Origin of the sequence: Xanthomonas euvesicatoria pv. euvesicatoria, from assembly GCF_020880415.1 — a bacterium.
Classification (GTDB): domain Bacteria; phylum Pseudomonadota; class Gammaproteobacteria; order Xanthomonadales; family Xanthomonadaceae; genus Xanthomonas; species Xanthomonas euvesicatoria.
The window spans coordinates 42,325-64,010 of sequence record NZ_JAJIUJ010000113.1; the positions used below are offsets into that span (position 1 = coordinate 42,325).

19 protein-coding genes are annotated in these 21,686 nt (G+C 64.4%); 13 read left to right on the plus strand and 6 right to left on the minus strand.

What is annotated here, in order from left to right:
- Positions 1–92 precede the first annotated feature (92 nt).
- Complete coding sequence (locus LN450_RS19880; protein WP_011347417.1) at positions 93–1,427, minus strand: Nramp family divalent metal transporter; 1,335 nt, start codon at positions 1,425–1,427, stop codon at positions 93–95.
- Positions 1,428–1,568: 141 nt separating this feature from the next.
- Here LN450_RS19880 and mntR point away from each other — a divergent pair, with 141 nt between their 5' ends.
- From mntR to orn, 3 genes are all read left to right on the plus strand, one after another.
- Entirely contained in the window at positions 1,569–2,036 is a 468-nt protein-coding gene (gene mntR, locus LN450_RS19885; RefSeq protein ID WP_011347418.1) for a manganese-binding transcriptional regulator MntR, read from the plus strand.
- Positions 2,033–2,548, plus strand: a complete 516-nt coding sequence (gene tadA / locus LN450_RS19890; protein ID WP_039416737.1) for a tRNA adenosine(34) deaminase TadA — start codon at positions 2,033–2,035, stop codon at positions 2,546–2,548. Before mntR ends, tadA begins: the two co-directional genes overlap by 4 nt.
- Before the next feature lie 71 nt (positions 2,549–2,619).
- Entirely contained in the window at positions 2,620–3,204 is a 585-nt protein-coding gene (gene orn, locus LN450_RS19895) for an oligoribonuclease (RefSeq protein ID WP_008577153.1), read from the plus strand.
- Positions 3,205–3,425: 221 nt separating this feature from the next.
- Here the strand turns inward: orn and LN450_RS19900 are convergent, their stop codons facing one another.
- Positions 3,426–4,418: a mechanosensitive ion channel family protein gene (locus LN450_RS19900; protein ID WP_008577156.1), complete on the minus strand. Its 993-nt coding sequence runs from the start codon at positions 4,416–4,418 to the stop codon at positions 3,426–3,428.
- The gene (gene ppsA, locus LN450_RS19905; protein ID WP_011347420.1) at positions 4,418–6,796 is read right to left on the minus strand and encodes a phosphoenolpyruvate synthase; all 2,379 of its coding nucleotides are present in this window, start codon (positions 6,794–6,796) and stop codon (positions 4,418–4,420) included. Before ppsA ends, LN450_RS19900 begins: the two co-directional genes overlap by 1 nt.
- A gap of 142 nt (positions 6,797–6,938) precedes the next feature.
- On the opposite strand from ppsA, the gene ppsR reads away from it, so the two are divergent.
- The 3 genes from ppsR (at position 6,939) to LN450_RS19920 (ending at position 9,017) form a co-directional block, all read left to right on the plus strand.
- On the plus strand, positions 6,939–7,760 hold the full coding sequence (ppsR, locus tag LN450_RS19910) for a posphoenolpyruvate synthetase regulatory kinase/phosphorylase PpsR (protein ID WP_003482830.1): 822 nt from the start codon (positions 6,939–6,941) through the stop codon (positions 7,758–7,760).
- Positions 7,761–7,948: 188 nt separating this feature from the next.
- Positions 7,949–8,458, plus strand: a complete 510-nt coding sequence (locus LN450_RS19915; RefSeq protein ID WP_008573198.1) for a DUF1249 domain-containing protein — start codon at positions 7,949–7,951, stop codon at positions 8,456–8,458.
- Positions 8,459–8,528: 70 nt separating this feature from the next.
- Complete coding sequence (locus LN450_RS19920; protein ID WP_008573201.1) at positions 8,529–9,017, plus strand: NUDIX hydrolase; 489 nt, start codon at positions 8,529–8,531, stop codon at positions 9,015–9,017.
- 358 nt (positions 9,018–9,375) lie between these two features.
- On the opposite strand, the gene LN450_RS19925 is transcribed toward LN450_RS19920, so the two are convergent.
- Positions 9,376–10,134, minus strand: a complete 759-nt coding sequence (locus LN450_RS19925; protein WP_011347421.1) for a 3-hydroxybutyrate dehydrogenase — start codon at positions 10,132–10,134, stop codon at positions 9,376–9,378.
- Positions 10,135–10,218: 84 nt separating this feature from the next.
- Between LN450_RS19925 and LN450_RS19930 the strand changes: the two genes are divergently transcribed.
- The 5 genes from LN450_RS19930 (at position 10,219) to LN450_RS19950 (ending at position 14,031) form a co-directional block, all read left to right on the plus strand.
- Positions 10,219–10,881: a CDP-alcohol phosphatidyltransferase family protein gene (locus tag LN450_RS19930; protein ID WP_011347422.1), complete on the plus strand. Its 663-nt coding sequence runs from the start codon at positions 10,219–10,221 to the stop codon at positions 10,879–10,881.
- A 54-nt stretch (positions 10,882–10,935) separates the two neighbouring features.
- Positions 10,936–12,162, plus strand: a complete 1,227-nt coding sequence (gene phaE / locus LN450_RS19935; protein WP_011347423.1) for a class III poly(R)-hydroxyalkanoic acid synthase subunit PhaE — start codon at positions 10,936–10,938, stop codon at positions 12,160–12,162.
- Positions 12,159–13,235 (plus strand): class III poly(R)-hydroxyalkanoic acid synthase subunit PhaC, encoded by a 1,077-nt coding sequence (locus tag LN450_RS19940; RefSeq protein ID WP_011347424.1) that lies wholly within the window; start codon positions 12,159–12,161, stop codon positions 13,233–13,235. Before phaE ends, LN450_RS19940 begins: the two co-directional genes overlap by 4 nt.
- A gap of 113 nt (positions 13,236–13,348) precedes the next feature.
- Positions 13,349–13,546, plus strand: coding sequence for a PspC domain-containing protein (locus tag LN450_RS19945; protein WP_011347425.1), 198 nt, complete (start codon positions 13,349–13,351; stop codon positions 13,544–13,546).
- Between the two features lie 8 nt (positions 13,547–13,554).
- Positions 13,555–14,031, plus strand: a complete 477-nt coding sequence (locus LN450_RS19950) for a hypothetical protein (protein WP_011347426.1) — start codon at positions 13,555–13,557, stop codon at positions 14,029–14,031.
- On the opposite strand, the gene LN450_RS19955 is transcribed toward LN450_RS19950, so the two are convergent.
- The gene (locus LN450_RS19955; protein ID WP_011347427.1) at positions 13,989–15,200 is read right to left on the minus strand and encodes an NAD(P)/FAD-dependent oxidoreductase; all 1,212 of its coding nucleotides are present in this window, start codon (positions 15,198–15,200) and stop codon (positions 13,989–13,991) included. The genes LN450_RS19950 and LN450_RS19955 overlap by 43 nt on opposite strands.
- Positions 15,201–15,392: 192 nt before the next feature.
- Here LN450_RS19955 and LN450_RS19960 point away from each other — a divergent pair, with 192 nt between their 5' ends.
- On the plus strand, positions 15,393–15,620 hold the full coding sequence (locus LN450_RS19960) for a hypothetical protein (RefSeq protein WP_008573245.1): 228 nt from the start codon (positions 15,393–15,395) through the stop codon (positions 15,618–15,620).
- Positions 15,621–15,722: 102 nt separating this feature from the next.
- On the plus strand, positions 15,723–18,086 hold the full coding sequence (locus LN450_RS19965) for a Tex family protein (RefSeq protein WP_011347428.1): 2,364 nt from the start codon (positions 15,723–15,725) through the stop codon (positions 18,084–18,086).
- 172 nt (positions 18,087–18,258) lie between these two features.
- Here the strand turns inward: LN450_RS19965 and LN450_RS19970 are convergent, their stop codons facing one another.
- Positions 18,259–21,672 (minus strand): PAS domain S-box protein, encoded by a 3,414-nt coding sequence (locus tag LN450_RS19970; RefSeq protein ID WP_011347429.1) that lies wholly within the window; start codon positions 21,670–21,672, stop codon positions 18,259–18,261.
- Between the last annotated feature and the right edge of the window lie 14 nt (positions 21,673–21,686).

The following is a 21,686-nucleotide window of genomic DNA, read 5'->3' on the forward strand; positions in this document are numbered from 1 at the left end:
AGGCAAGAAAGCGCGACGTCGTCTTCCAGCTGTCCGGGCGATACGAAACAATTGATCGAACGCCGGTGCAACACCCGAGCCAATGCCGCATCTCAATGCAGCGCGGTATCCCACAGCAGCTTCAGATTGAGGCATACGATCACTGCCGCGATCACCCACGCGATGCGTACCAGCCACGCTGGCGCTACCAGCGCGCCCATCAACTGCCGGTCCGACACGAAGCGCACCAGCGGAATCACCGCAAACGGCAGCTGCATCGACAACACCACCTGGCTGAGTACCAACAACCGTGCGGTACCGGCTTCGCCATACAGCCAGGTCACGATGACCACCGGCACGATGGCGATACCACGGGTGAGCAAGCGCCGTATCCACGGCGGCAGGCGTAATTGCAGGAAACCTTCCATCACGATCTGCCCGGCCAACGTTGCGGTCACGGTGGAGTTGATGCCCGAGGCGAGCAGCGCCACCGCAAACAGCGTCGAGGCCAGGCCGACGCCCAGCATCGGCGCCAGCAACGCATGCGCCTGTTCGATCTCCTGCACGTCGGTGCGGCCCTGCGCATGGAACACCGCCGCAGCCAGGATCAGGATCGAGGCATTGATGAACAACGCGAACATCAACGCCACGGTGCTGTCGGTGACCGCCCAACGCAGCGCCGATTTCCGGCCGACATCGGTCCGCGGATACGCGCGCGTCTGCACGATCGAGGAATGCAGATACAGGTTGTGTGGCATCACCGTCGCCCCGATGATGCCGATCGCCAGATACAGCGCCTGCGGGTCGGTGACCACCTGCGCACGCGGAATGAAACCGCCCAGGACTGCCGCAACCGGCGGTGCGGCCAGCGCGATCTGGATGCCGAAACACACGAAGATGATCAGCAGCAGCGCGATCACGAAGGCTTCCAGCGCGCGGAAGCCGCGGTTCATCAGCAGCAACACCAGCACCACATCCACCGCGGTGATGATCGCGCCCAGGGTGAGCGGAATCCCGAACAACAGCTTCAACGCAATCGCGGTACCGATGACCTCGGCCAGATCGCAGGCGATGATGGCCAGTTCGCAAATGCCCCACAGCGCCAGGTTGACGCCACGCGGATAACGCACGCGACAGGCCTGCGCCAGATCCAGCCCGGTCGCGATGCCCAGCCGCGCCGACAAACCTTGCAGCACGATCGCCATCAGGTTCGACAACAGGATCACCGACAGCAGCAGGTAGCCGAACTGCGACCCGCCGGCCAGATCGGTGGCCCAGTTGCCCGGGTCCATATAGCCCACCGACACCATGTAGCCCGGTCCCAGGAAGGCCAGCAGGCGGAACCACCAATGGCCGCCCTTGGGCACGGAGACGCTGGCCTGGTGGTCGCCCAGGCCGCCGGTGGCGGTGGCTGGCGATGGCGCTGAGGCGGCGGTGTTGGCGGACATGCACTCGGGTCACAACGGGGTCAATGCATGATATAGCAGTTGCTATGCTGTTGAGCATTGGCAATTTGAATCGTATTGATCTGTCGTGTGCTTCAAACTATGCGCCCGGCATCGACGCCGGCGACGATGACGAGGACGAGGGTGGGCAAGAGCGAAAAGGTGGAAGCGGCCGCGCCGGTCCTGATCGATGCGCAGGTGCACATGGAGAGCTTCCGTCAGGTACGCGAAGCGCGCCGCGCCGAGCTGGTCGAAGACTACGTGGAGCTCATCTCCGATCTGCTGGTGGATGGCGGCGAGGCACGTCAGGTCGATATCGCGGCGCGCCTGGGTGTGGCGCAGCCCACCGTAGCCAAGATGCTCAAGCGGCTGGTGCGCGATGGGTGGGTCGTGCAGCGTCCCTACCGTGGGGTGTTCCTGACCCCGGCCGGCGAGGCGCTGGCCGCCTCCAGCCGGCAGCGCCACCAGATCGTGGAGCGCTTCCTGCTTGCGCTTGGCATCGACGAAGCCACCGCGCGCCGCGACGCGGAGGGCATCGAACACCACGTCAGCGAAGCCACGGTTGCCGCGTTCGCCGCGTTCCTGGACCGCCAGGGCGGTGCGGCCACGTGAGTGTGCCCATTGATGCGCCGACCGAAACGCCGCACGCGGCGATCGATGAGCACTGGATGCGGCATGCCTTGCAATTGGCCGAGCGTGCCGAGCGCGACTATGACGAAATCCCGGTCGGCGCGCTGCTGGTCGATGCGCAAGGCAACGTGCTTGGCGAAGGCTGGAATTTCAATATCGCCAGCCACGATCCCAGCGCGCATGCCGAAATCGTGGCAATGCGCGAAGCCGGGCGCCGCCTGGCCAATCACCGCCTGATCGGCTGCACGCTGTACGTCACCCTGGAGCCGTGCGCGATGTGCGCGATGGCGATGATTCATGCGCGGATCGCGCGCGTGGTGTTCGCCGCCAGCGATCCCAAGACCGGCGCCTGCGGCAGCGTCTTCGACCTGCTTGCCGACCCGCGCCACAATCATCGCGTGCAGGTGTGCGGTGGCGTGCTTGCGGCCGAGGCGAGCCTGCGGCTGACCAATTACTTCAGGGCCAAGCGCGGCAAGCCACCACTTGCGCCCTGAGCGACGTGGCCGCGGTATGATGCGCGCCCTCTTCAGCATCCGGCCGGCGACGGCCTCCACAGGACGGCGACATGGCAGAGAACCTTGCAGGCAACGACCGACTGATCTGGATCGATCTGGAAATGACCGGCCTGGATACCGATCGCGATTCCATCATCGAGATCGCCACCATCGTGACCGATGCGCAGTTGAACGTGCTTGCCGAGGGGCCGGAACTGGCCATTGCGCATCCGCTGGAAACCCTGGAAGCGATGGACGAATGGAACCGCAATCAGCACCGCCGTTCGGGTCTGTGGCAGCGCGTGCTCGACAGCCAGGTGACCCACGCGCAGGCTGAAGCGCAGACGGTGGCATTCCTGAGCGAGTGGATCCGTGCCGGCGCCTCGCCGATGTGCGGCAACTCGATCTGCCAGGATCGCCGCTTCCTGCACCGTCAGATGTCGCGCCTGGAACGCTATTTCCATTACCGCAATCTGGACGTGTCCACCATCAAGGAACTCGCGCGACGTTGGGCGCCCTCGGTGGCGAACGGGTTTGCCAAGAGTTCGGCGCATACCGCCCTGAGCGATGTGCGCGATTCGATCGACGAGTTGCGCCACTACCGTCAGTTCATGGGTGCGCTCGGTGGCGATGCTGCGGCGGGTGTGGAGGGCTGAGCGTTGGCCACGGCGTTGTTGCAGGCTGTTGGCGTGTCGCCGGTGTCCCATTCCAATGGCACGCAAGCGTGCGCCAGTCGACTCCTCAGCCGACTGCGCGGGGTGCAGGTCACTCGATGGCGACCCATCCAACAAAAGCATCCGACAAGAAAGGCATCAACAAAAAAGGCCGCATCGTTCGATGCGGCCTTTTCTGCCTTTCCATCACGCCATTGTGTACGTCAGCGCGCCAACGAAGGCCCCTTGCTCAGGTCGCCATCGTCTGCGATGCCTTTCAGCAACAGGTCGGAGATCGGCTTGCCATCGGCATCGTGGTGATACACGTGCAGGTCGCGCTGCGGGTAGGGGATGTTGAGTCCGTTTTCCAGCAACTGGTTGCGGATCTGCTCCAGTGTGGTGCTCTTGGCAGCGCCGAAATTGCCGTTGGTCGCATACGCGAACAACATCAGGTCCACCGTACTCTCGCCCAGGTTGGTCACCTGCACGAATGGTGCAGGCGACTCCAGGATGTTCGGGTTGTCCTTGGCGATCTGCAGCAACAGCTGCTGCGCCTTCTTCAGATCGTCTTGGTAGCCCACGCCGACCGTCACTTCCAGGCGGCGGTTGGGCAGGGTGCTGTAGTTGACGATGGGGGCGGTGGTAATCGTGCTGTTTGGCAGGGTGATCATGCGTTCGTCGAACGAACGGATCCGGGTCTGGAAGATCCGGATCTCGTCGACGATGCCTTCCTGCCCGGCGATCAACACGTGGTCGCCATCGCGCATCGGCCGCAGCACGATCAGCATCACGCCTGCGGCGATGTTGGACAGCGAATCCTTCAGGGCAAGGCCGACCGCCAGGCCTGCTGCGCCGAGCACTGCGATCAGTGAGGTCGGTGGCACACCGATCTGACTCAATGCGCTGACGAAGACCAGCACCAGCAACAACGCGTACATCACGTTGCGCAGGAAATTGGTCAGCGTGATCTCGACGCGTGCGCGGGTGAGCGCGCGGTGCAACCACTGGCTGAGTTGCCGGGCCAGCCACATGCCGACCACGACGATCAGCAGTGCCACTCCCCAGTTGACCGCGTACTGCGCCCACGGAATGGCGGCCCAGTTGAATGCCGGCTCGCTGGTCGCGGCGGGCTTCGCGGCTGCCGCTCCTGCTGCAGCAACCGGTCTTGCAGCAGCTGCTCCTGCAGCTGCTGCCCACATCGCACCCATCAGTCCCATCAGCCCTCGCTCTTGAGCTTGGCCAGACGCAGCCAGGTGTCGACCACGGTGTCGGGATTCAACGACACCGATTCGATTCCTTCCTGCATCAGCCACTCGGCCAGTTCCGGGTGGTCGGACGGCCCCTGGCCGCAGATCCCCACGTATTTGCCCTTGGCGCGCGCCGACTTGATCGCCATCGACAGCAGCTTCTTGACCGCCGGGTTCCGCTCATCGAACAGGTGCGCCACGATCGAAGAATCGCGGTCCAGGCCCAGGGTGAGCTGGGTCAGGTCGTTGGAGCCGATCGAGAAGCCGTCGAAGATCTCCAGGAACTCGTCGGCCAGCAGCGCATTGGACGGCAGCTCGCACATCATGATGATCTTCAAACCGTTCTCGCCTTGCTTGAGCCCGTTCTGCTCCAGCACTTCGATCACCTTGCGGCCTTCTTCCAGCGTACGCACGAACGGGATCATCACCCAGAGGTTGTCCAGGCCCATCTCGTTGCGCACCTTCAACACCGCCTTGCACTCCAGCGCGAAGGCCTTGGTGAAGGACGGGTCGACGTAGCGGCTGGCGCCGCGGAAGCCGATCATCGGGTTCTCTTCATGCGGCTCGTAACGCGAACCGCCGATCAGGTTGGCGTACTCGTTGGACTTGAAGTCCGACAAACGCACGATCACGGTATTCGGCGCGACCGATGCGGTCAGCGTAGCGATGCCTTCGGCCAGGCGGTTGACATAGAAGCTGACCGGATCGCCATAGCCGGCGATCTTGGCGTCGATCTTCTTGCGGACATCGGCATCCTGCTTGTCGTATTCCAGCAGAGCGTTGGGATGCACGCCGATGTGCGAGGCGATGATCATTTCCAGGCGCGCCAGGCCGATGCCGGCATTGGGCAGCTGGCCGAAGTCGAACGCGCGTTCCGGGTTGGCGACGTTCATCATGATCTTCAGCGGGGCAGGCGGCATGTTGCCCAGATCGGTCGTGGTGCGCTCGAACGCCAGCTTGCCTTCGTAGATAAAGCCGGTGTCGCCCTCGGCGCAGCTGACGGTAACTTCCTGGCCGTCCTTGATCACGGCGGTGGCATTGCCCGATCCGACCACGGCCGGCACGCCGAGCTCACGCGCGATGATCGCTGCATGGCAGGTACGGCCGCCGCGGTTGGTGACGATGGCCGAGGCGCGCTTCATCACCGGCTCCCAATCGGGATCGGTCATGTCGGCGATCAACACATCGCCAGCCTGGACACGATTCATGTCGTCCAACGAACGCACCACGCGTGCCACGCCGCTACCGATCTTGGCACCGACCGCGCGGCCTTCGGCCAGGATCTTGGCGTCCTTGGCTTCCAGCGCAAAACGTTCGATCTGGGTCGCATGGCTGCGCGACTTCACCGTCTCCGGACGCGCCTGCACAATGAACAACTTGCCGCTGACGCCATCCTTGGCCCACTCGATATCCATCGGGCGGCCGTAATGCTTTTCGATCACCAGCGCCTGCTTGGACAGCTCATGCACGTCTTCGTCGCTGATCGAGAAGGTGTTGCGCAGTTCCACCGGGGTGTCTTCGGTGCGCACACGCTCGCCGGGCACGTCCGAATAGACCATGCGGATGGCCTTGCTGCCGAGCGAGCGGCGCAGGATTGCCGGCTTGCCCGCGGTCAGCGTGGGTTTGTAGACGTAGAACTCGTCCGGGTTGACCGCGCCCTGCACGACCATTTCGCCCAGACCGAAGCTGGAGGTGACGAACACCACGTCGCGGAAACCGGATTCGGTGTCAAGCGTAAACAAGACGCCTGCCGCACCTACCCCCGAGCGCACCATCAACTGCACGCCGGCCGACAGGAACACGTCTTCATGCTTGAAGCCGTGGTGCACGCGATAGGCGATCGCACGATCGTTGTAGAGGCTGGCGAACACTTCCTTGACCTTGTGCACCACATCGTCGGCGCCGGTCACATTGAGGAAGGTCTCCTGCTGGCCTGCGAACGAGGCGTCCGGCAGGTCTTCGGCGGTTGCCGAGGAGCGCACGGCCACGGCAACGTCACCGCCGCCGTTCTCGGCGCACAACTGGGCGTAGGCGGTGCGGATGTCGCGGTCCAGTTCCGGCTGCAGCGGGGCATCGATCACCCAGCCGCGGATTTCCTTGCCGGCCAGCGTGAGTGCATTGACGTCCTCGACATCCAGCGTCGCCAGCTTGTCGAAGATGCGCTTGGACAGATCGTTGTGTGCGATGAAGTCCTTGAAAGCTTCCGCGGTCGTCGCATATCCACCGGGAACCGAGACGCCCAACCCAGCCAGGTTGCCGATCATCTCGCCAAGTGAGGAATTTTTACCGCCTACGCGGGCCAGGTCGGCCAGGCGTAGCTCATGCAACCACAGGATATTCTCGTTCAAGCGCGATGCTCCGTAAGGCCATCGCCCGAGCGGGCTGAATGGCCGCGACCGTAGGAAGAAGCCGCTATGATGCAGTGCACAGCGGAGCCTGCACAAGCATGAATCCGTAAGTTTTGGACACCAGTTCAAAGAGGTGGTCTTGATGTCAACAATTCGGCCGGTGTTTTACGTCTCCGATGGAACCGGTATCACCGCTGAAACGATTGGGCATAGCCTGCTCACGCAGTTCAGCGGTTTCAACTTCGTCACCGACCGCATGTCGTTCATCGATGATGCAGATAAAGCGCGCGACGCCGCCATGCGTGTGCGCGCCGCAGGCGAGCGGTACCAGGTGCGGCCGGTCGTGGTCAATTCGTGCGTCGATCCACAATTGAGCATGATCCTGGCCGAAAGTGGCGCGCTGATGCTGGATGTGTTCGCGCCCTTCATCGAGCCGCTGGAGCGCGAGCTCAATGCGCCGCGTCATTCGCGTGTGGGCCGCGCGCATGGCATGGTCGACTTCGAAACCTATCACCGCCGCATCAACGCGATGAACTTCGCGCTCAGTCACGACGATGGCATTGCACTCAATTACGACGAGGCCGATGTGATCCTGGTGGCAGTGTCGCGCGCGGGCAAGACCCCGACCTGCATCTATCTGGCCTTGCATTACGGCATCCGCGCCGCCAACTATCCGCTGACCGACGAAGATCTGGAAAACGAGCAGTTGCCGCCGCGGTTGCGTAACTACCGCAGCAAGTTGTTCGGTTTGACCATTGACCCTGAGCGGTTGCAGCAAATTCGTCAGGAGCGGCGCGCCAATTCGCGCTACAGCGCGGCAGAGACCTGCCGGCGCGAAGTCGCGATCGCCGAGCGCATGTTTCAGATGGAGCGCATTCCCTCGCTCAGCACCACCAATACCTCGATCGAAGAAATCTCCAGCAAGGTGTTGTCCACCCTGGGCCTGCAACGCGAGATGTTTTGATCGGAGATCAGGCGTGGTCGCCGGCCCGCCGGTCGTGCGAGCGTGCGCATCGGACGGAGAGCGACCGGTGCGGTTGCGGCGGCGGCCGTTGGAGCAAAGCGGGCGGGGCAGTGCTCCGCCAAGGTAGGCCTGCCGTTGGGCCCTCGTCAATGCTGCCCGTGCGGCGGCGCAGCGTGTAGGATCGGTCCATGGCGCAAGCACTGAGCAAACTCGAACGCATTCCCAAACTGAGCCGCTTCGGCTGGCTGATGGGCTTGTATGCAGAAAACTTCCAACATCTGACCCGGCTGTTCGCCCCGGCCGATCTTGCGCCGGGCTCGTACGTGTCCTCGATTGGCGATGGCCTGAACCTGCGGCTGGACGTGATCGAATGCCACCGCTACACGGTGGAACTGCGCCTGACCTACGACCTGTGCGACCCGGTCACCGGCGAGCCGGACCCATCGGCGTATGTGCGGCTGTACCGCGATGCGCGCCAGGCCGAGACCACGCATTGCTATGTCGGTCGGCGCTGGCAGGACGTGATGGGCATGTTCCCGCCGCCGGCCGAGCTGATCAGCCACCGCATGCGCATGAATACGTTCCTGGGCAAGTGGCTGGAGTACCTGGCCGAACGCGGCCACGGCGTTGCGACCCTGCGCCTGGATACCGATCACGTGGCACCGCCGCGCCCGAATCCGCAGGCCGCCGTCGGCTGAGCCGGCGTTACCGCCGCGTGCGGCGTGCCGCTTCGGTCATACTGATGCGCTTCGTGTCAGATCGCATGCCATGCCCTATACCCCGATTGTCGCCACGCTCGGCTACCTGTTGTCGCCGGACGGCACCCAGGTGCTGATGATCCATCGCAATGCCCGTCCCGGCGACCAGCATCTGGGCAAATACAACGGCCTGGGCGGCAAGATGGAGCCGGACGAAGACGTGCTGGCCTGCATGCGCCGCGAGATACGCGAGGAAGCCGGCGTCGACTGCGGGCAAATGCAGTTGCGCGGCACCATCAGCTGGCCCGGCTTCGGTAAGCAGGGCGAAGACTGGCTGGGCTTCGTGTTCCTGATCCACAGCTTCGACGGCACGCCCCACACCTCCAATCCGGAGGGGACGCTGGAGTGGATCGCGATCGAGCGGATGGACCAGGTGCCAATGTGGGAAGGCGACCGCCATTTCCTGCCGCTGGTATTCGATGGCGACCCGCGCCCGTTCCACGGCGTCATGCCGTATCGCGACGGGCGCATGCAGTCGTGGACGTATTCGCGGATCTGATCGCTGCGCGTGCACAACGCGATGGGGACGTGACGCCGACACCGTTCCGGCAGCTGCCCAACCGAGCCCGACTGTTGTAGGGCGATGTCCTCGACGTGCGACGGGGCAGCGGAGCAGCGCTTCCCATCCGATCGGCGAGCCGTGCCGGCTCGCGGCGCAGCACCAATTCCAGCCAGGCTCAACCGTGCGCTGTCTGACATTAATCGCGGGGAGCCTTTCGACGCTATCGAGAACGGCAGGCCTCACCCAGTTCTCCACACCCCCTGTGGATGGACGCTGCGCAAGTCTGTGGACAAGTCCGCGCACCCCTTGCACCATCCGGCATGCGCGAGGGCTGGTCAAAATTTCGCCAGCGTGATCATTGGGCCGTCCAGCCGCCGTCGATGGCGATGGCTTGCCCGGTGATGTTGCGCGCGGCATGCGACATCAGAAACGCCACCGTGCCGGCTAGCTCGTCGTACTCGATGAAGGCGCCCTTGGGCATCGGCTTGAGCATCACATCGCGCACCACCGCGTCCTCGGCGATGCCGCGGGTGCGCGCCTGATCGGCAATCTGCCGCTCCACCAGCGGTGTGCGCACATAGCTGGGGCAGAGCGTGTTGACGGTGATGTCGCAATCGGCGGTTTCCAGCGCGATGACCTTGGCCAGGCCGACCAGGCCATGCTTGGCGGCGACATACGCACTTTTGTATGGGCTGGCCACCAGCGAGTGGATGCTGCCGATATTGAGGATGCGGCCATAGCCGGCTGCACGCATGCCGGGCAGCACGGCGCGACTGAGGCGTGCGGCGCCGGTGAGCATGACATCCACCAGCAGCGCCCACTGCTGCATCGGGAACTCCTCCAGTGTGGCCACATGCTGCAGGCCGGCATTGTTCACCAGTACCTGCGGGGCGCGTGATGCGTTGGCCAGTGCCTGCGCAATGCTGTCTGCATCGGTCACGTCCAACGCCAGCGCCTCGGCCGAGGCGCCTGCCTGGCGCAACGCCTCGGCCGTGCGCTCGGCGTCCGCCAGCTGCACATCGCTGACGAGTAGATGATGGCCATCGGCCGCCAGTTGGCTGGCGATACCGGCGCCAATGCCGCTGCCCGCGCCGGTGATCAGGATGCTGCGCATCGGATGTCCTCGTGAAGTGGTGCGCGGCCGGGAGCGGTCACGCGGATCGCCAGCCTAGCCGAGTGCAGCGAAACGGTCGCCTGCATGGCGCGCGCGCGTTACCCTTTGCGCCTTGCTCACCTCAGGCTCCGCATGAAACGCCATTTTTCGATGCTGCGCGATTTCCAACTCGCGGACTGGTTCACACTTGCCAACGCGTTCTGCGGCACCGGGGCGGTGTTTGCGGCCATGCGGTTCCTGCAAGAGGGGCATCGCGGCGATCTGCTGCTTGGCATGGCCTTGATCCCGCTGGCGTTCGTGTTCGATGCGCTGGACGGGCACGTGGCGCGCTGGCGCAAAGCGTCTTCCACACTGGGGCGCGAACTGGATTCGCTGGCAGACGTGATCTCCTTCGGCGTGGCGCCGGCGGCGCTGGGCTACGCCTGCGGCATGCGCGGCGGTTGGGACTGGCTGGTGCTGAGCTACTTCGTCTGCTGCGGGGTCAGCCGCCTGGCCCGCTACAACGTCACCGCCGAAGAGATCGCTGGCGAGGCCGACAAGGTGCCGTATTTCGAAGGCACGCCCATTCCGACCAGCCTGGTATTGGTGATCCTGCTCGCCGTTGCCGCCAGCAGCGGGCATATCGGCGACACCTTGTGGTGGGGGCAATGGCAGCTGGGGCCGTGGCAGTTCCATCCGCTGGTGCTGCTATTTGCGGTGTCCGGCTCGCTGATGATCAGCAAGACGCTGCGTATCCCCAAGCCCTGAGCGGCACACCGCCACGCACGCGGTAGGATGGCTGGGTAAAGGTCACTGGACGGGATGATGGCAAGCAGCGGTTCGGACAACGGCAACTTCGACGACAAGGCGCGCCAGTATTGGGCTGCCTGGGGAGATGCCATGCGCCACGGCCAGGCCGGCGCCGCCGCGCAACAACCACCGCCCGCGTCCGGTAGCGATGCTCCGCAGGATTGGCGCAAGGCCGTGGATTGGTGGTCGCAGTTGCTGCCCACCCAGGCCGCCCCGCAGGCGCAGGAGGCCATCGACCGCTTTCGCACCCAGGCCGGTGACTGGTTCGGGACCATGCAGCAGGTGGCCGCGCAGTTTGCCGGGCGCGACACCTCGGCCAATGAAGTGGCCGAGGCCTGGCGCCAGGCCGTACAAGGGCAGGGCGAACAGCTGATGCAGTGGACCTTGGGTTCGCTGCGCGGCGGCAGCCCAGGCGGGTTCGACCCATGGCTGCAGGACGCGGTGCAGGCGCTGCAGAAGTGGCGCGAGGAAAATGCGCCCTGGCTGGACATGCCGGCGTTCGGATTGAACCGCAACCACCAGTCGCGCCTGCAGAAACTGGCACGCGCACAGCAGGAGTTCCAGGCCCAGTCGGAGGCCTATGGCGAGCAACTCAAGGCGGCGATCGAGCAGGCGTTCGCGCGCTTCGCGTCCAAGCTGAGCGAGCACGAGAGCAGCGGTAGCCAGTTGACCAGCGCCCGCGCCCTGTTCGATCTGTGGATCGAGGCGGCTGAAGAATCCTATGCCGATGTCGCCTTGTCGGAGCAGTTCCGCAAGGTGTACGGCGGTTTTGCCAATGCGCACATGCGTCTGCGCGCTGCGCTGCAGGAAGAGGTCGAGCAACTCAGCGAACGCTTCGGCATGCCCACACGTTCGGAGATGGACGCCGCGCATCGGCGCATTGCCGAACTGGAACGCCTGGTCAGGCGGATGCTGCGTAACGTAGCTTCACCGGCAAGCAAGCCCGCTGCGGCGCCGCAGCCTGAACCGGTGCCACCGGTGGCGGGCAAGCGCGCGTCGTCGGCCAGGGCCAGTGCGGCAGCGCGGCCGGCGGGGGCAGCACGGGCAGTCAAGCCGGATGCATCCAGGAAGGCGTCCGTCGACAGGACCGCGACGAAAAAAGCGGCTCCGAAACAGGCGCCAGCGGTCTCCAAGTCGACGAAAACGACCTCGGTCAAGAAGCGCGGTGGGGCGAAATCCCCGCCCAAGCCTGCGGACCGTAAACCCGCTGCAGGTAAAAAACGTGGAGCGCAGGCATGAAAGGTCCGTTGGGATTCAGTGCCGAAGACCTGATGCAGGAAACCTTGTCGATGCAACGCAAGTTGCGCGAAGGGCTCAAGTTGCTGCCGGGCGTGGACGATGTGGATTATGGCGTCACCGAGCGCGAAGAAATCTGGCGCGATGGCAAGGTGGTGCTATACCGCTTCATCGGCGAGCAGGCACCGGTGGCAAAGACGCCGCTGCTGATTGTCTATGCATTGGTCAATCGCCCCTACATGGTCGATCTGCAGGCGGATCGCTCGCTGGTGAAGGGGCTATTGAGTCACGGCCAGGATGTCTACGTGCTGGATTGGGGCTACCCGGACCGCTCCGAGCGCTACCTCACGCTGGAAGATTATTTGCTGCGCTACATCGACGGTGCGGTGGATCACCTGCGGGCGCAGTCGGGGCTGGAAGCGGTCGATGTGCTCGGCATCTGTCAGGGCGGCACGTTTTCGTTGTGCTACGCCGCGCTGCAACGCGACAAGGTGCGCAACCTGATCACCATGGTGACACCGGTGGATTTCCATACTCCCGACAACATGCTGTCCAACTGGGCGCGCATGGTCGATGTGGATCTGTTCGTGGACACGATGGGCAACGTGCCGGCGGACCTGATGAACGCCAGTTACCTGATGCTCAAGCCGTTCCGGCTGAATCTGCAGAAATACGTGGGCCTGCTCGACATCCTCGACGACAAGCAGGCGCTGGAGGATTTCCTGCGCATGGAAAAGTGGATCTTCGATTCGCCCGACCTGGCCGGTGAGGCCTTCCGCGAATTCGTCACGTTGTTCTATCAGCGCAACGGGTTGGTCACCGGGCAGGTGAGCATCGGGGGACAGGCAGTCGATCTGCAGGTGCTCGACATGCCGGTGCTGAATATCTACGCCGAACACGACCACTTGGTGCCGCCGGATGCCTCACGGGCGCTAGGAGGGCTGGTCGGCAGCGACGACTACAGCGAACTGAGCTTCCGTGGCGGGCACATCGGAATCTATGTCTCCGGGCGTGCGCAGCGCGAGGTGCCGGTGGCAATCCATCGCTGGTTGCAGGAACGCGGCGGCAATGCCTGAGATGGCTGCCTGCACGCCGCGCAGGTGACTGCGCCAAGCAGGCCGGGCGGCCATCACGATCTGCAGCGGCCGCGTTTTCTAGACTGTTGGCTACGTCTTGCAGGAGTCCTGCCATGTCTACCACCACGTTGTCCCGCTCCCTCAACGACCGCATGATCGCCGGTGTCGTTGGCGGCATTGCGCGTCGTTTTGGCTGGAGCTCGACGCTGCTGCGTGTGTTGTTCGTCATCGTGTCGATTGCCTCGGCCGCGTTTCCCGGCATCCTGGTGTATCTGATTCTGTGGCTGCTGATCCCCAACCAGGCCGATTGAAGCCGGTAATGCGCGGCCTGCCTGCACTGCAGGTGCTGGGCGCGTTGTGGACGCTGCCCAATACCTTGATCGGGCTCTCGATCGGCGCGGCCGGCTGGTGTTTCGGCGCGCGTCCCGTCTGGTCGCCGCGGGAACATGCAGTGGTCTTCCACGCCTGGCCGTGGGGTCCGGGGGGCGCAATGACGTTGGGCAACGTGATCCTGCTGAAAGGTGCATCGCTGGACCTGCAGTGCAGCACCTACGCGCACGCCGCAGGCCGTTGCCAGCATCCACCGGTGCGCCTGGGCGACCACGAGCGCGCGCATGTCTATCAGTACATGCTGCTTGGGCCGCTGTTCCTGCCCATGTATGTTCTGTGCGGCGGCATCCACGTGCGCAATCCGCTGGAGCGGGCTGCCGATACCTATGCGATGCACGGCCACGGTTGGTGGCCGTGGGGGATTCAACCCAAGCGCGCGAAGCCGAACAATTCGGACAGCGGGTGAGGCGTGCCCTCTAGTTGTGCACGCAACAAGCCTGCGCCAATGGCGCTATAGGTAATGCCGTTGCCGCCATAGGCCATCGCGAACGATACACGTGGCCCCAGTTCGGCATGCGGCCCGAAGAACGGCAATCCATCGGCAGTTTCTGCGAAGGTGCCAGCCCATGCGAACGCCGGGCGCAGGCGCATATCGGGCATGGTCTTGCCAATTTTCTTCAGCAACGTCCTGAGCTTGCCCCGCACGCGTGCGTCGCGGCGAGGGGGAATGTCGATGTTGTCGTCTTCGCCACCAGCGACCACGCGCCCGTCTGGTGTGCTGCGCAGGTACAGGTACGGGCGCGCGGTCTCCCACATCATGGTGTGCTTGAGCGCGCCCATTTCGCTGTCGTGCAGGGGGTCGGTCACGAAGGCGTAGCTGCTGCGATTGCGCGCCACCGGCTGCGAGAGCCAGCGCTGGTTGCCATAGCCGGCTGCCAGGATCACGTGCCGGGCACGCACGCTCACACCGTCTTCGGTGCGCAGGTCGACATGCGGGTCGTGCGGATCGATCGAGGCAATGGCGGTGCGGTCATAGATGCGTGCGCCGTATTGCTCGCACTCGGAAAACAGGCGGTAGCACAGGCGGTACGGGTCTACGCTGGCGGCCAGGCGGCTCAGAATCGCGCCATCCGAATGCACGCCGTAGTTGTGCCAGAGCGGCTCGCGTTCGATCCACTCCACCGGCAGTCTCTGCGCCTGGCGGGTCTCCAGCTCGCTGCGCAGGTCTTTTATATCGCGCGAGCGGCTGGCGTAGTACAGGCTGTCCTGGCGCGTGAAGTCGGTGCCGCCGAAGGTATTGCACAGGCCCTGCAGGTCGAGGATGGCTTGCGCGCACGCCCCATAGGCCAGTGCCGCTGCCTGCATGCCGTGCTGTCTGGCCAGTTCGATCATCGGTGTATCGATTTCGTACTGGAGCAATGCGGTGCTGGCCGAGGTGCTGCCCCAGCCGATGTCGCGCTGTTCGACTACCGCGACTTCGTGCCCATGGCGCACCAATTCGTGGGCAATCAGCGCGGCGGTCACCCCACCACCGACGATGGCCACTTCGCAGACGGTGTCTTGCTCCAGGCGCGGGTACGCGCGCATCAACCCGTTGCGGATCGACCAGAACGGGTAGCCACTTTTGAGGTCCATGCGGTGTCGAGCAGCGAGCGGATGGACGGCGATTGACCGCCAAGCGGGGTGAAGCGGCCGTGAGGCGAGCCCGGCCTTGCCGCCGTCACCAAACGGCAAACAGCCAGCGTTAACGTGCGTGGAAAGCTCCTCACGGCGTGCTGGTTATCCTGCCGCCACAACGCAGCAACAGCAGCAGAAGAGGGTGTGGGTATGTCGATTGTCCTGTACGTCGGTGGCAGCAAAGATGGCGACAAGGGCGTGGTGCCTTACGGTTTCAGCAAGTCGCGTGCGATGACCGATGCTGGCCCTGAGGTGTATGTCGAACGCATGGTGCCGCTGAAGGATGTCGGCAAGATCCGCGTGATGGCGCTGGAGTCGCTGCACGAAAGCATTCTGGTCGAACGTGCCGCCACCCATTACGCTCGTCAGGTCAGCTGAGCGCGGCAGCATAGGTTTACGGCGGCGTTGTCAACGGGTTTCCGTGGCGGGCCGGCACTGCGAAAATGCGTTTTTCAGTGAAGCGGGTCACCCCGCGCCGTCATGCACGATAGCCAGCTCGCCCAGCAGATTGCTCGCACCATCGCCGATGAGATCGGTGCCCAGCCCGCCCAGGCGCACGCCGCCATCGCCTTGCTCGACGAAGGCGCCAGCGTCCCCTTCATCGCCCGCTACCGCAAGGAAGTCACGGGCGGGCTGGACGACACGCAGCTACGCAACCTGGAAACGCGACTGACCTATCTGCGCGAGCTGGAAGAGCGCCGCGCGGCGATCCTGTCCAGCATCGGCGAGCAGGGCAAGCTCAGCGACGAATTGCGCAACGAGATCGTGGCGGCCGACACCAAGTCGCGGCTGGAAGACCTGTACCTGCCCTACAAGCCCAAGCGCCGCACCCGCGCGCAGATCGCGCGCGAAGCCGGGCTGGAGCCACTGGCCGATGGCCTGTTGGCGGACCCGACGCAATCTCCGGAAGTAGCCGCGGAAGCCTTCGTCGATGCCGAGAAAGGCGTTACCGACAGCAAGGCGGCGCTGGAAGGCGCGCGCGCCATCCTGATGGAGCGCTGGGGTGAAGATGCGGCGCTGGTCGGTGAGCTGCGCAGTTGGCTGAGCGACAATGGCGTGATCCGCGCACGGGTCGCCGAGGGCAAGGAAGAGGCCGGTGCCAAGTACCGCGACTACTTCGATCACGCCGAAACATTGGCGAAGATTCCTTCGCACCGCTTGCTGGCGCTGTTTCGCGCACGCCGCGAAGAAATCCTGTATCTGGATCTGGATCCGGGTAGCGATGCCGAGGCTGGCCACCAGTACGCCGAAGGCCGTGTGGCGCGCAAGGCCGGTATCTCCAACGAAGGCCGTCCGGCCGATCGCTGGTTGCTGGACGCGTGCCGGCTGACATGGCGCGCCAAGCTGCATATGCACTTGCTGTTGGACCTGTTCAACCAGGCGCGCGAAAAGGCCGAGGCCGAAGCGATCGCGGTATTCGGCGACAACCTCAAGGACCTGATGCTGGCAGCGCCGGCCGGTCCGCGGGTGGTGCTTGGGCTGGATCCGGGCATCCGTACCGGTTGCAAGATCGCCGTGGTCGATGCCACCGGCAAGCTGGTGGCTACCGAAACGATTTATCCGCACGAACCCAAGCGGCAGTGGGATCAGTCGCTGCAGACCATCAAAAAGTTGTGCATGCAGCACAACGTGGAGCTGATCGCGATCGGCAACGGCACTGCCAGCCGCGAGACCGACAAGCTGGCCGGTGAGGCGATTGCGCTGTGCGGCGCTGCCAAGGTACAGAAGGTGGTGGTGAGCGAGGCGGGCGCATCGGTGTATTCGGCCTCGGAGTTCGCGGCCAAGGAATTCCCGAATCTGGATGTGTCGCTGCGTGGTGCCGTGTCGATCGCGCGCCGTCTGCAGGATCCATTGGCCGAACTGGTGAAGATCGAGCCCAAGGCGATCGGCGTGGGCCAGTACCAGCACGATGTGGATCAATACCGTCTGGCCAAGGCATTGGAAGCGCGGGTGGAAGACTGCGTCAACGCGGTCGGTGTCTACGTCAATACGGCCTCGGCGGCGTTGTTGTCGCGCGTGTCCGGGCTGTCGGGCACGGTGGCGGAAAATATCGTGCGTCACCGCGACGACAATGGCCCGTTCAAGCGACGCAAGGACCTGCTCAAGGTGCCGCGGCTGGGCGAGAAGACCTTCGAGCAATGCGCCGGTTTCCTGCGCATTGCCGATGGCGAGGAGCCGTTGGATGTGTCGGCGGTGCATCCGGAAGCGTATCCGGTGGTGGAACGCATCGTGAGCAGCACCGGCAAGCCGATCAAGGCATTGCTGGGCGACGGCAGTTTTCTGCGTGGCCTGAAGCCGGAGATGTTCACCGACGACCAATTCGGTGTGCCGACCGTGCGCGACATCCTGAAAGAGCTGGAAAAACCCGGCCGCGATCCGCGCCCGGAGTTCAAGGCAGCGCAGTTCGCCGAAGGCATCGAGGACATCAAGCACCTCAAGCCGGGCATGGTGCTCGAAGGTGTGGTCAGCAATGTGGCCGCGTTCGGTGCGTTCGTCGATATCGGCGTGCATCAGGATGGATTGGTGCACATCTCGGCGTTGTCGGAGACCTTCGTCAAGGATCCGCGCGATGTGGTCAAGGCCGGCGACATCGTCAAGGTCAAGGTGCTGGAGGTGGATGTGGCGCGCAAGCGCATCGCGCTGACCTGTCGTCTGTCCGACACGCCGCCAGCGGCGGATGGCGCAGCGCAACCGCGCGAAGCCCGTGGCAGCGGCGGTCCGGGGCAGGGCAGGCGCGACGGTGGTGGGCGCGGTCAGGCGCAAGCCAATAGCAAACCGCGGATCACCGCGCCGCCGGCGGACAATGCGCTGGCTGCCGCATTCGCGCGTGCCAAACGTAGCTAAGTCGCGCTTTTGATCTGTCGGTTGATCGGCGTGGTTGAGTGGCGTGGCGCGGATCGAATGTGGCGGTGGATTAGTCTGCGGTTTGGCTTAACTGTGTTGGCCGCAGATCATGACGGGATCGGTAGGAAGCAACTCTGGTTGGTTTCCTTGGCGGCTGGCACGCCGCCTAACGTCATGGGGTGATCGGCGGCTTGGCTGCAGGGTCCTTGCGCGTGGGCAAGATCAAGCGTTCGATCAGGTCGACCAGGCCGGGTGGTTCCACCGGCTTGCCCATGTGCGCATCGAAGCCGGCTACTACTGCGCGGTCGCGGTCTTCTTCGCGGACATAGGCGGTCAGGGCGATGGCCGGAATATGCCGCGGCAGATCGGCGCGGCCCGAACGCACGGTGCGGATCAAGTCGTAGCCATCGCGTAAGGGCATCGCGATATCGCTGACCAATACATCGAAGTGCGCGTTCACCAAGCAGTGCTCGGCCGCGTCCACCGACCCGGCAGCCTGCACCTGCGCCCCGGCCAGCATCAGGAACTGCATCACCGCTTCGCGCGAATCCTGATCGTCGTCGACCAGCAGGACGCGCACGCCAGCCAGGCGGTCGCGGCACTCGTCCGGCAGCGCGCCCACGTGGGTAGTGTCTGCCGAGGCAGGCCGCAGATCGCTGACCCCGTGCTGGAACGGCAACACGATGGTAAATAGCGCGCCCTGGCCTTCGCCCGCGCTGGAGGCGCCCAGGCTGCCGCCATGCAGGTCCACCAACTGACGCGAGATCGACAGGCCCAGCCCCAGGCCGCCCACGCGCCGTGTAGTGCCTGCATCTGCCTGACGAAAACGGTCGAACACATGCGGCAGGAAATCCGCCGCAATGCCGATCCCGGTGTCCTGCACGCACAGGCGCAGGCGCTCATCTTCGACATCCATCGCCACTCGCACCGTACCGCCGGCAGGGGTGAACTTCAGCGCATTGCTGAGCAGATTGGTCAACACCTGCTGCAGCCGCCCGGCATCGCCGAAGAACCACAGCTCGCCATCGCAAGGCGCGTCCAGCTCCAGTGCGATCTTGCGCGCCAACGCGGTCGGCTGCATGAGTTCCAGCACGCTGCGCACCAACCCGGCGATATCGAAATGCTCGGCCTGCAGGCGGATCTTGCCGGACAGGATCGCGCTCATATCCAGCAGGTCGTCGATGATCTGCGTCTGCGCGCGCGCACTGCGTTCGATGATCACCAGGCCCCGGCCCAGATTGGCCGGATCGGCGATGTCCGATTGCATCAACCGCGACCAACCCAGGATCGCGTTGAGGGGTGTGCGCAACTCATGGCTGAGCGTGGCCAGGAATTCGTCCTTGACCCGGTTGGCATGCTCGGCCTGCGCGCGCGCGGCGGTTTCCGCCTGCAACGACAGCTTGAGCTTGGCATCCACCCGGGTGCGTTCGATCACGATGCCGGCCAGGTGCGAGGCCGAGCGCGCCATCGCCTGCTCGCGCAAGGACGGTAGGTGAGGGCGGTCGTAATAGATATTGAGCGTGCCCAATACCTGCCCGTTGCTGGCCAGGATCGGGGTAACGCAACACGCGGCGATGCCCATCGTTGCCGAGATCGCATGGTGGCTGCTGAAGCTTGCATCGGCCTGGAGATCGCTGCAGATCACCTGACGACCCAGGTGCGCCGACAGGGCGCACGGCGGACCCTCCGGCCCGATCGGCGATGGCTCGAAGTGCCCGCGGTACTCGATCGGAAAATGCGGTGCCGAGCCGAAACTCAAGGTGTGGCGGATCTCATCGCGCACCATCACCGAGCAGTACAACGGGATTTCACCGCGTGCCTCCACACTCAATGCGATCGCATCCAGCACCACCGGCAATGGTGCGCCGGTGGTGATCAAACTCAGGATTGCGCGGTCCGAAGCGGTGGCATCTTCGATGTGCTTGCGTTCGGAGATGTCGGTGAGCGAGCCGATGTGCCCAAGAAACCGTCCGTCGCTGGCGAAGTGCGGCGATGCGGTATCGATGCACCAGCGGTATTGCCCGTCGTGGCGGCGCACGCGGTATTCGGCGAGGAATTCGCCGCGTTGCTCGAGTGCCTGTTCGAAGGCATGCCGCACGCGTGCTGCATCGTCCGGATGCATCACATCCCACCAGCCCTGATCCAGTGCCTGGTCTTCCCCCTGTCCGGTGAAGTTGTACCAGCGCGGATTCCAGTACACGCAATCGCCTTGCGCGTCGGCCATCCAGATCATCGCTGGCACCGTCTCGCAGAGCGCACGGAAGCGCACTTCGCTTTCGCGCAATTGCTGCTCGAATGTGCGCCGGTGATGAATGTCGGTATAGGTACCGATCCACTCGCTGATGCTGCCATCGTCGCCGCGCACCGGGAGCGCGCGCACCAGGTGCCAGCGCGATTGCCCGTCGTGACGCAGCAGTTCGCACTCCACCTCGAGAGCGCGCTGGCCTTTCAATGCCAGGCTCCACGCCTGCTCGGACAGGCGCAGACCATCGGCAGTGTGCGCGCGGTGCCAGGCGGCATCTTCGTTGCTGGAAGGATCCAGGCCGGTGTACTCGTACCAGCGCTGATTGAAGTAGTGCGGCCGTCCGTCCGGATCGGCAATGAAGATGATCTGCGGCAGCGTATCGGCGAGGCGGCGCAGGCGCGCTTCGTTGGCCGCGAGTTGCTGCTGCGCCTTGGCCCGTTGCATCGATTCCCAGCAGCGTGCCACAACCAATCGCACCAGTTCGATCTCCGCCGACAGCCAGCGCCGCGGTGCACGCTGGTGGACGCCGATCGCGGCCACCAATCGGTCGTGCTTGTGCAGCGGAATGGCCAGCGAGGCGCGCAAGCCGGAGCGGCGGTACTGCTCGGCCACATAGTCCGGCGCACCCGGCGCCATCGCATCGGTCGTGAACCAGGGACGGTTCGCCAGCAGCGCATCGCGCAGGCCCTGTGCGGCCTCCAGTGGGAAGTCGCCTTGCAGGCTCGGCATGTCCTGCACGTGGTCGCTGATGACATGGATGGTGCTGCCATCGGCAGCGACCAGACCGAATGCGCAACGGTTCGCCTGCAGATGCTCGCCAAGCAGGCGCACGCTGGTGTCGATGATCTGCCGCGGATCGGACACGTGCTGCAGTGCGTCTTCCAGCATCAATAGAAAACTGTCGCGACTATTGCTGCGACGTTGTTCGCTGACGTCAGCGGTCGAATCCGCAACGCCGATGTAGAGCGCGCCTACCTGCTCGCCCGTTTGCAGCACTGGGCTGCATGACCAGCGCTCCAGCTCCAGGGCCATTGCCGCGGCTGGCTCGTCATCGCCATCGCGATTGGATGCGTATGTCAGCGCCGCACGCGGCTGCCCGAATGCCGCCGGGTGGTGCGGTCCCAGTCGTGCAATGCAGGCATCGTTGTAGATACAGCGCTCGTCGCGGCCCCATACGAGCAGCATCGGAACTTGCGCATGCAGGCAGATCGAGAGTGCTGTGCGCAGCGCGGGGCTGTCGCCCAACAGCGCGTCCGCAGCGTGCACGGAAGCGGCCAGTAATGCTGCAGTTTCGCTCGTCTCCGGCAGCAAGCCGGCAAACGGCGACACGGCGATATCCATCCAGCGACCCGCCC

What these genes read in the sequence shown, in the direction of transcription:
- LN450_RS19880 (WP_011347417.1), bottom strand. Translation starts at nt 1,427, where the DNA reads ATGTCCGCCAACACCGCCGCCTCAGCGCCATCGCCAGCCACCGCCACC.
- orn (WP_008577153.1), top strand. Translation starts at nt 2,620, where the DNA reads ATGGCAGAGAACCTTGCAGGCAACGACCGACTGATCTGGATCGATCTG.
- LN450_RS19900 (WP_008577156.1), bottom strand. Translation starts at nt 4,418, where the DNA reads ATGGGACTGATGGGTGCGATGTGGGCAGCAGCTGCAGGAGCAGCTGCT.
- ppsR (WP_003482830.1), top strand. Translation starts at nt 6,939, where the DNA reads ATGTCAACAATTCGGCCGGTGTTTTACGTCTCCGATGGAACCGGTATC.
- LN450_RS19915 (WP_008573198.1), top strand. Translation starts at nt 7,949, where the DNA reads ATGGCGCAAGCACTGAGCAAACTCGAACGCATTCCCAAACTGAGCCGC.
- LN450_RS19920 (WP_008573201.1), top strand. Translation starts at nt 8,529, where the DNA reads ATGCCCTATACCCCGATTGTCGCCACGCTCGGCTACCTGTTGTCGCCG.
- LN450_RS19925 (WP_011347421.1), bottom strand. Translation starts at nt 10,134, where the DNA reads ATGCGCAGCATCCTGATCACCGGCGCGGGCAGCGGCATTGGCGCCGGT.
- LN450_RS19930 (WP_011347422.1), top strand. Translation starts at nt 10,219, where the DNA reads ATGGCGCGCGCGCGTTACCCTTTGCGCCTTGCTCACCTCAGGCTCCGC.
- phaE (WP_011347423.1), top strand. Translation starts at nt 10,936, where the DNA reads ATGATGGCAAGCAGCGGTTCGGACAACGGCAACTTCGACGACAAGGCG.
- LN450_RS19940 (WP_011347424.1), top strand. Translation starts at nt 12,159, where the DNA reads ATGAAAGGTCCGTTGGGATTCAGTGCCGAAGACCTGATGCAGGAAACC.
- LN450_RS19945 (WP_011347425.1), top strand. Translation starts at nt 13,349, where the DNA reads ATGTCTACCACCACGTTGTCCCGCTCCCTCAACGACCGCATGATCGCC.
- LN450_RS19950 (WP_011347426.1), top strand. Translation starts at nt 13,555, where the DNA reads ATGCGCGGCCTGCCTGCACTGCAGGTGCTGGGCGCGTTGTGGACGCTG.
- LN450_RS19955 (WP_011347427.1), bottom strand. Translation starts at nt 15,200, where the DNA reads ATGGACCTCAAAAGTGGCTACCCGTTCTGGTCGATCCGCAACGGGTTG.
- LN450_RS19960 (WP_008573245.1), top strand. Translation starts at nt 15,393, where the DNA reads ATGTCGATTGTCCTGTACGTCGGTGGCAGCAAAGATGGCGACAAGGGC.
- LN450_RS19965 (WP_011347428.1), top strand. Translation starts at nt 15,723, where the DNA reads ATGCACGATAGCCAGCTCGCCCAGCAGATTGCTCGCACCATCGCCGAT.
- LN450_RS19970 (WP_011347429.1), bottom strand. Translation starts at nt 21,672, where the DNA reads ATGGATATCGCCGTGTCGCCGTTTGCCGGCTTGCTGCCGGAGACGAGC.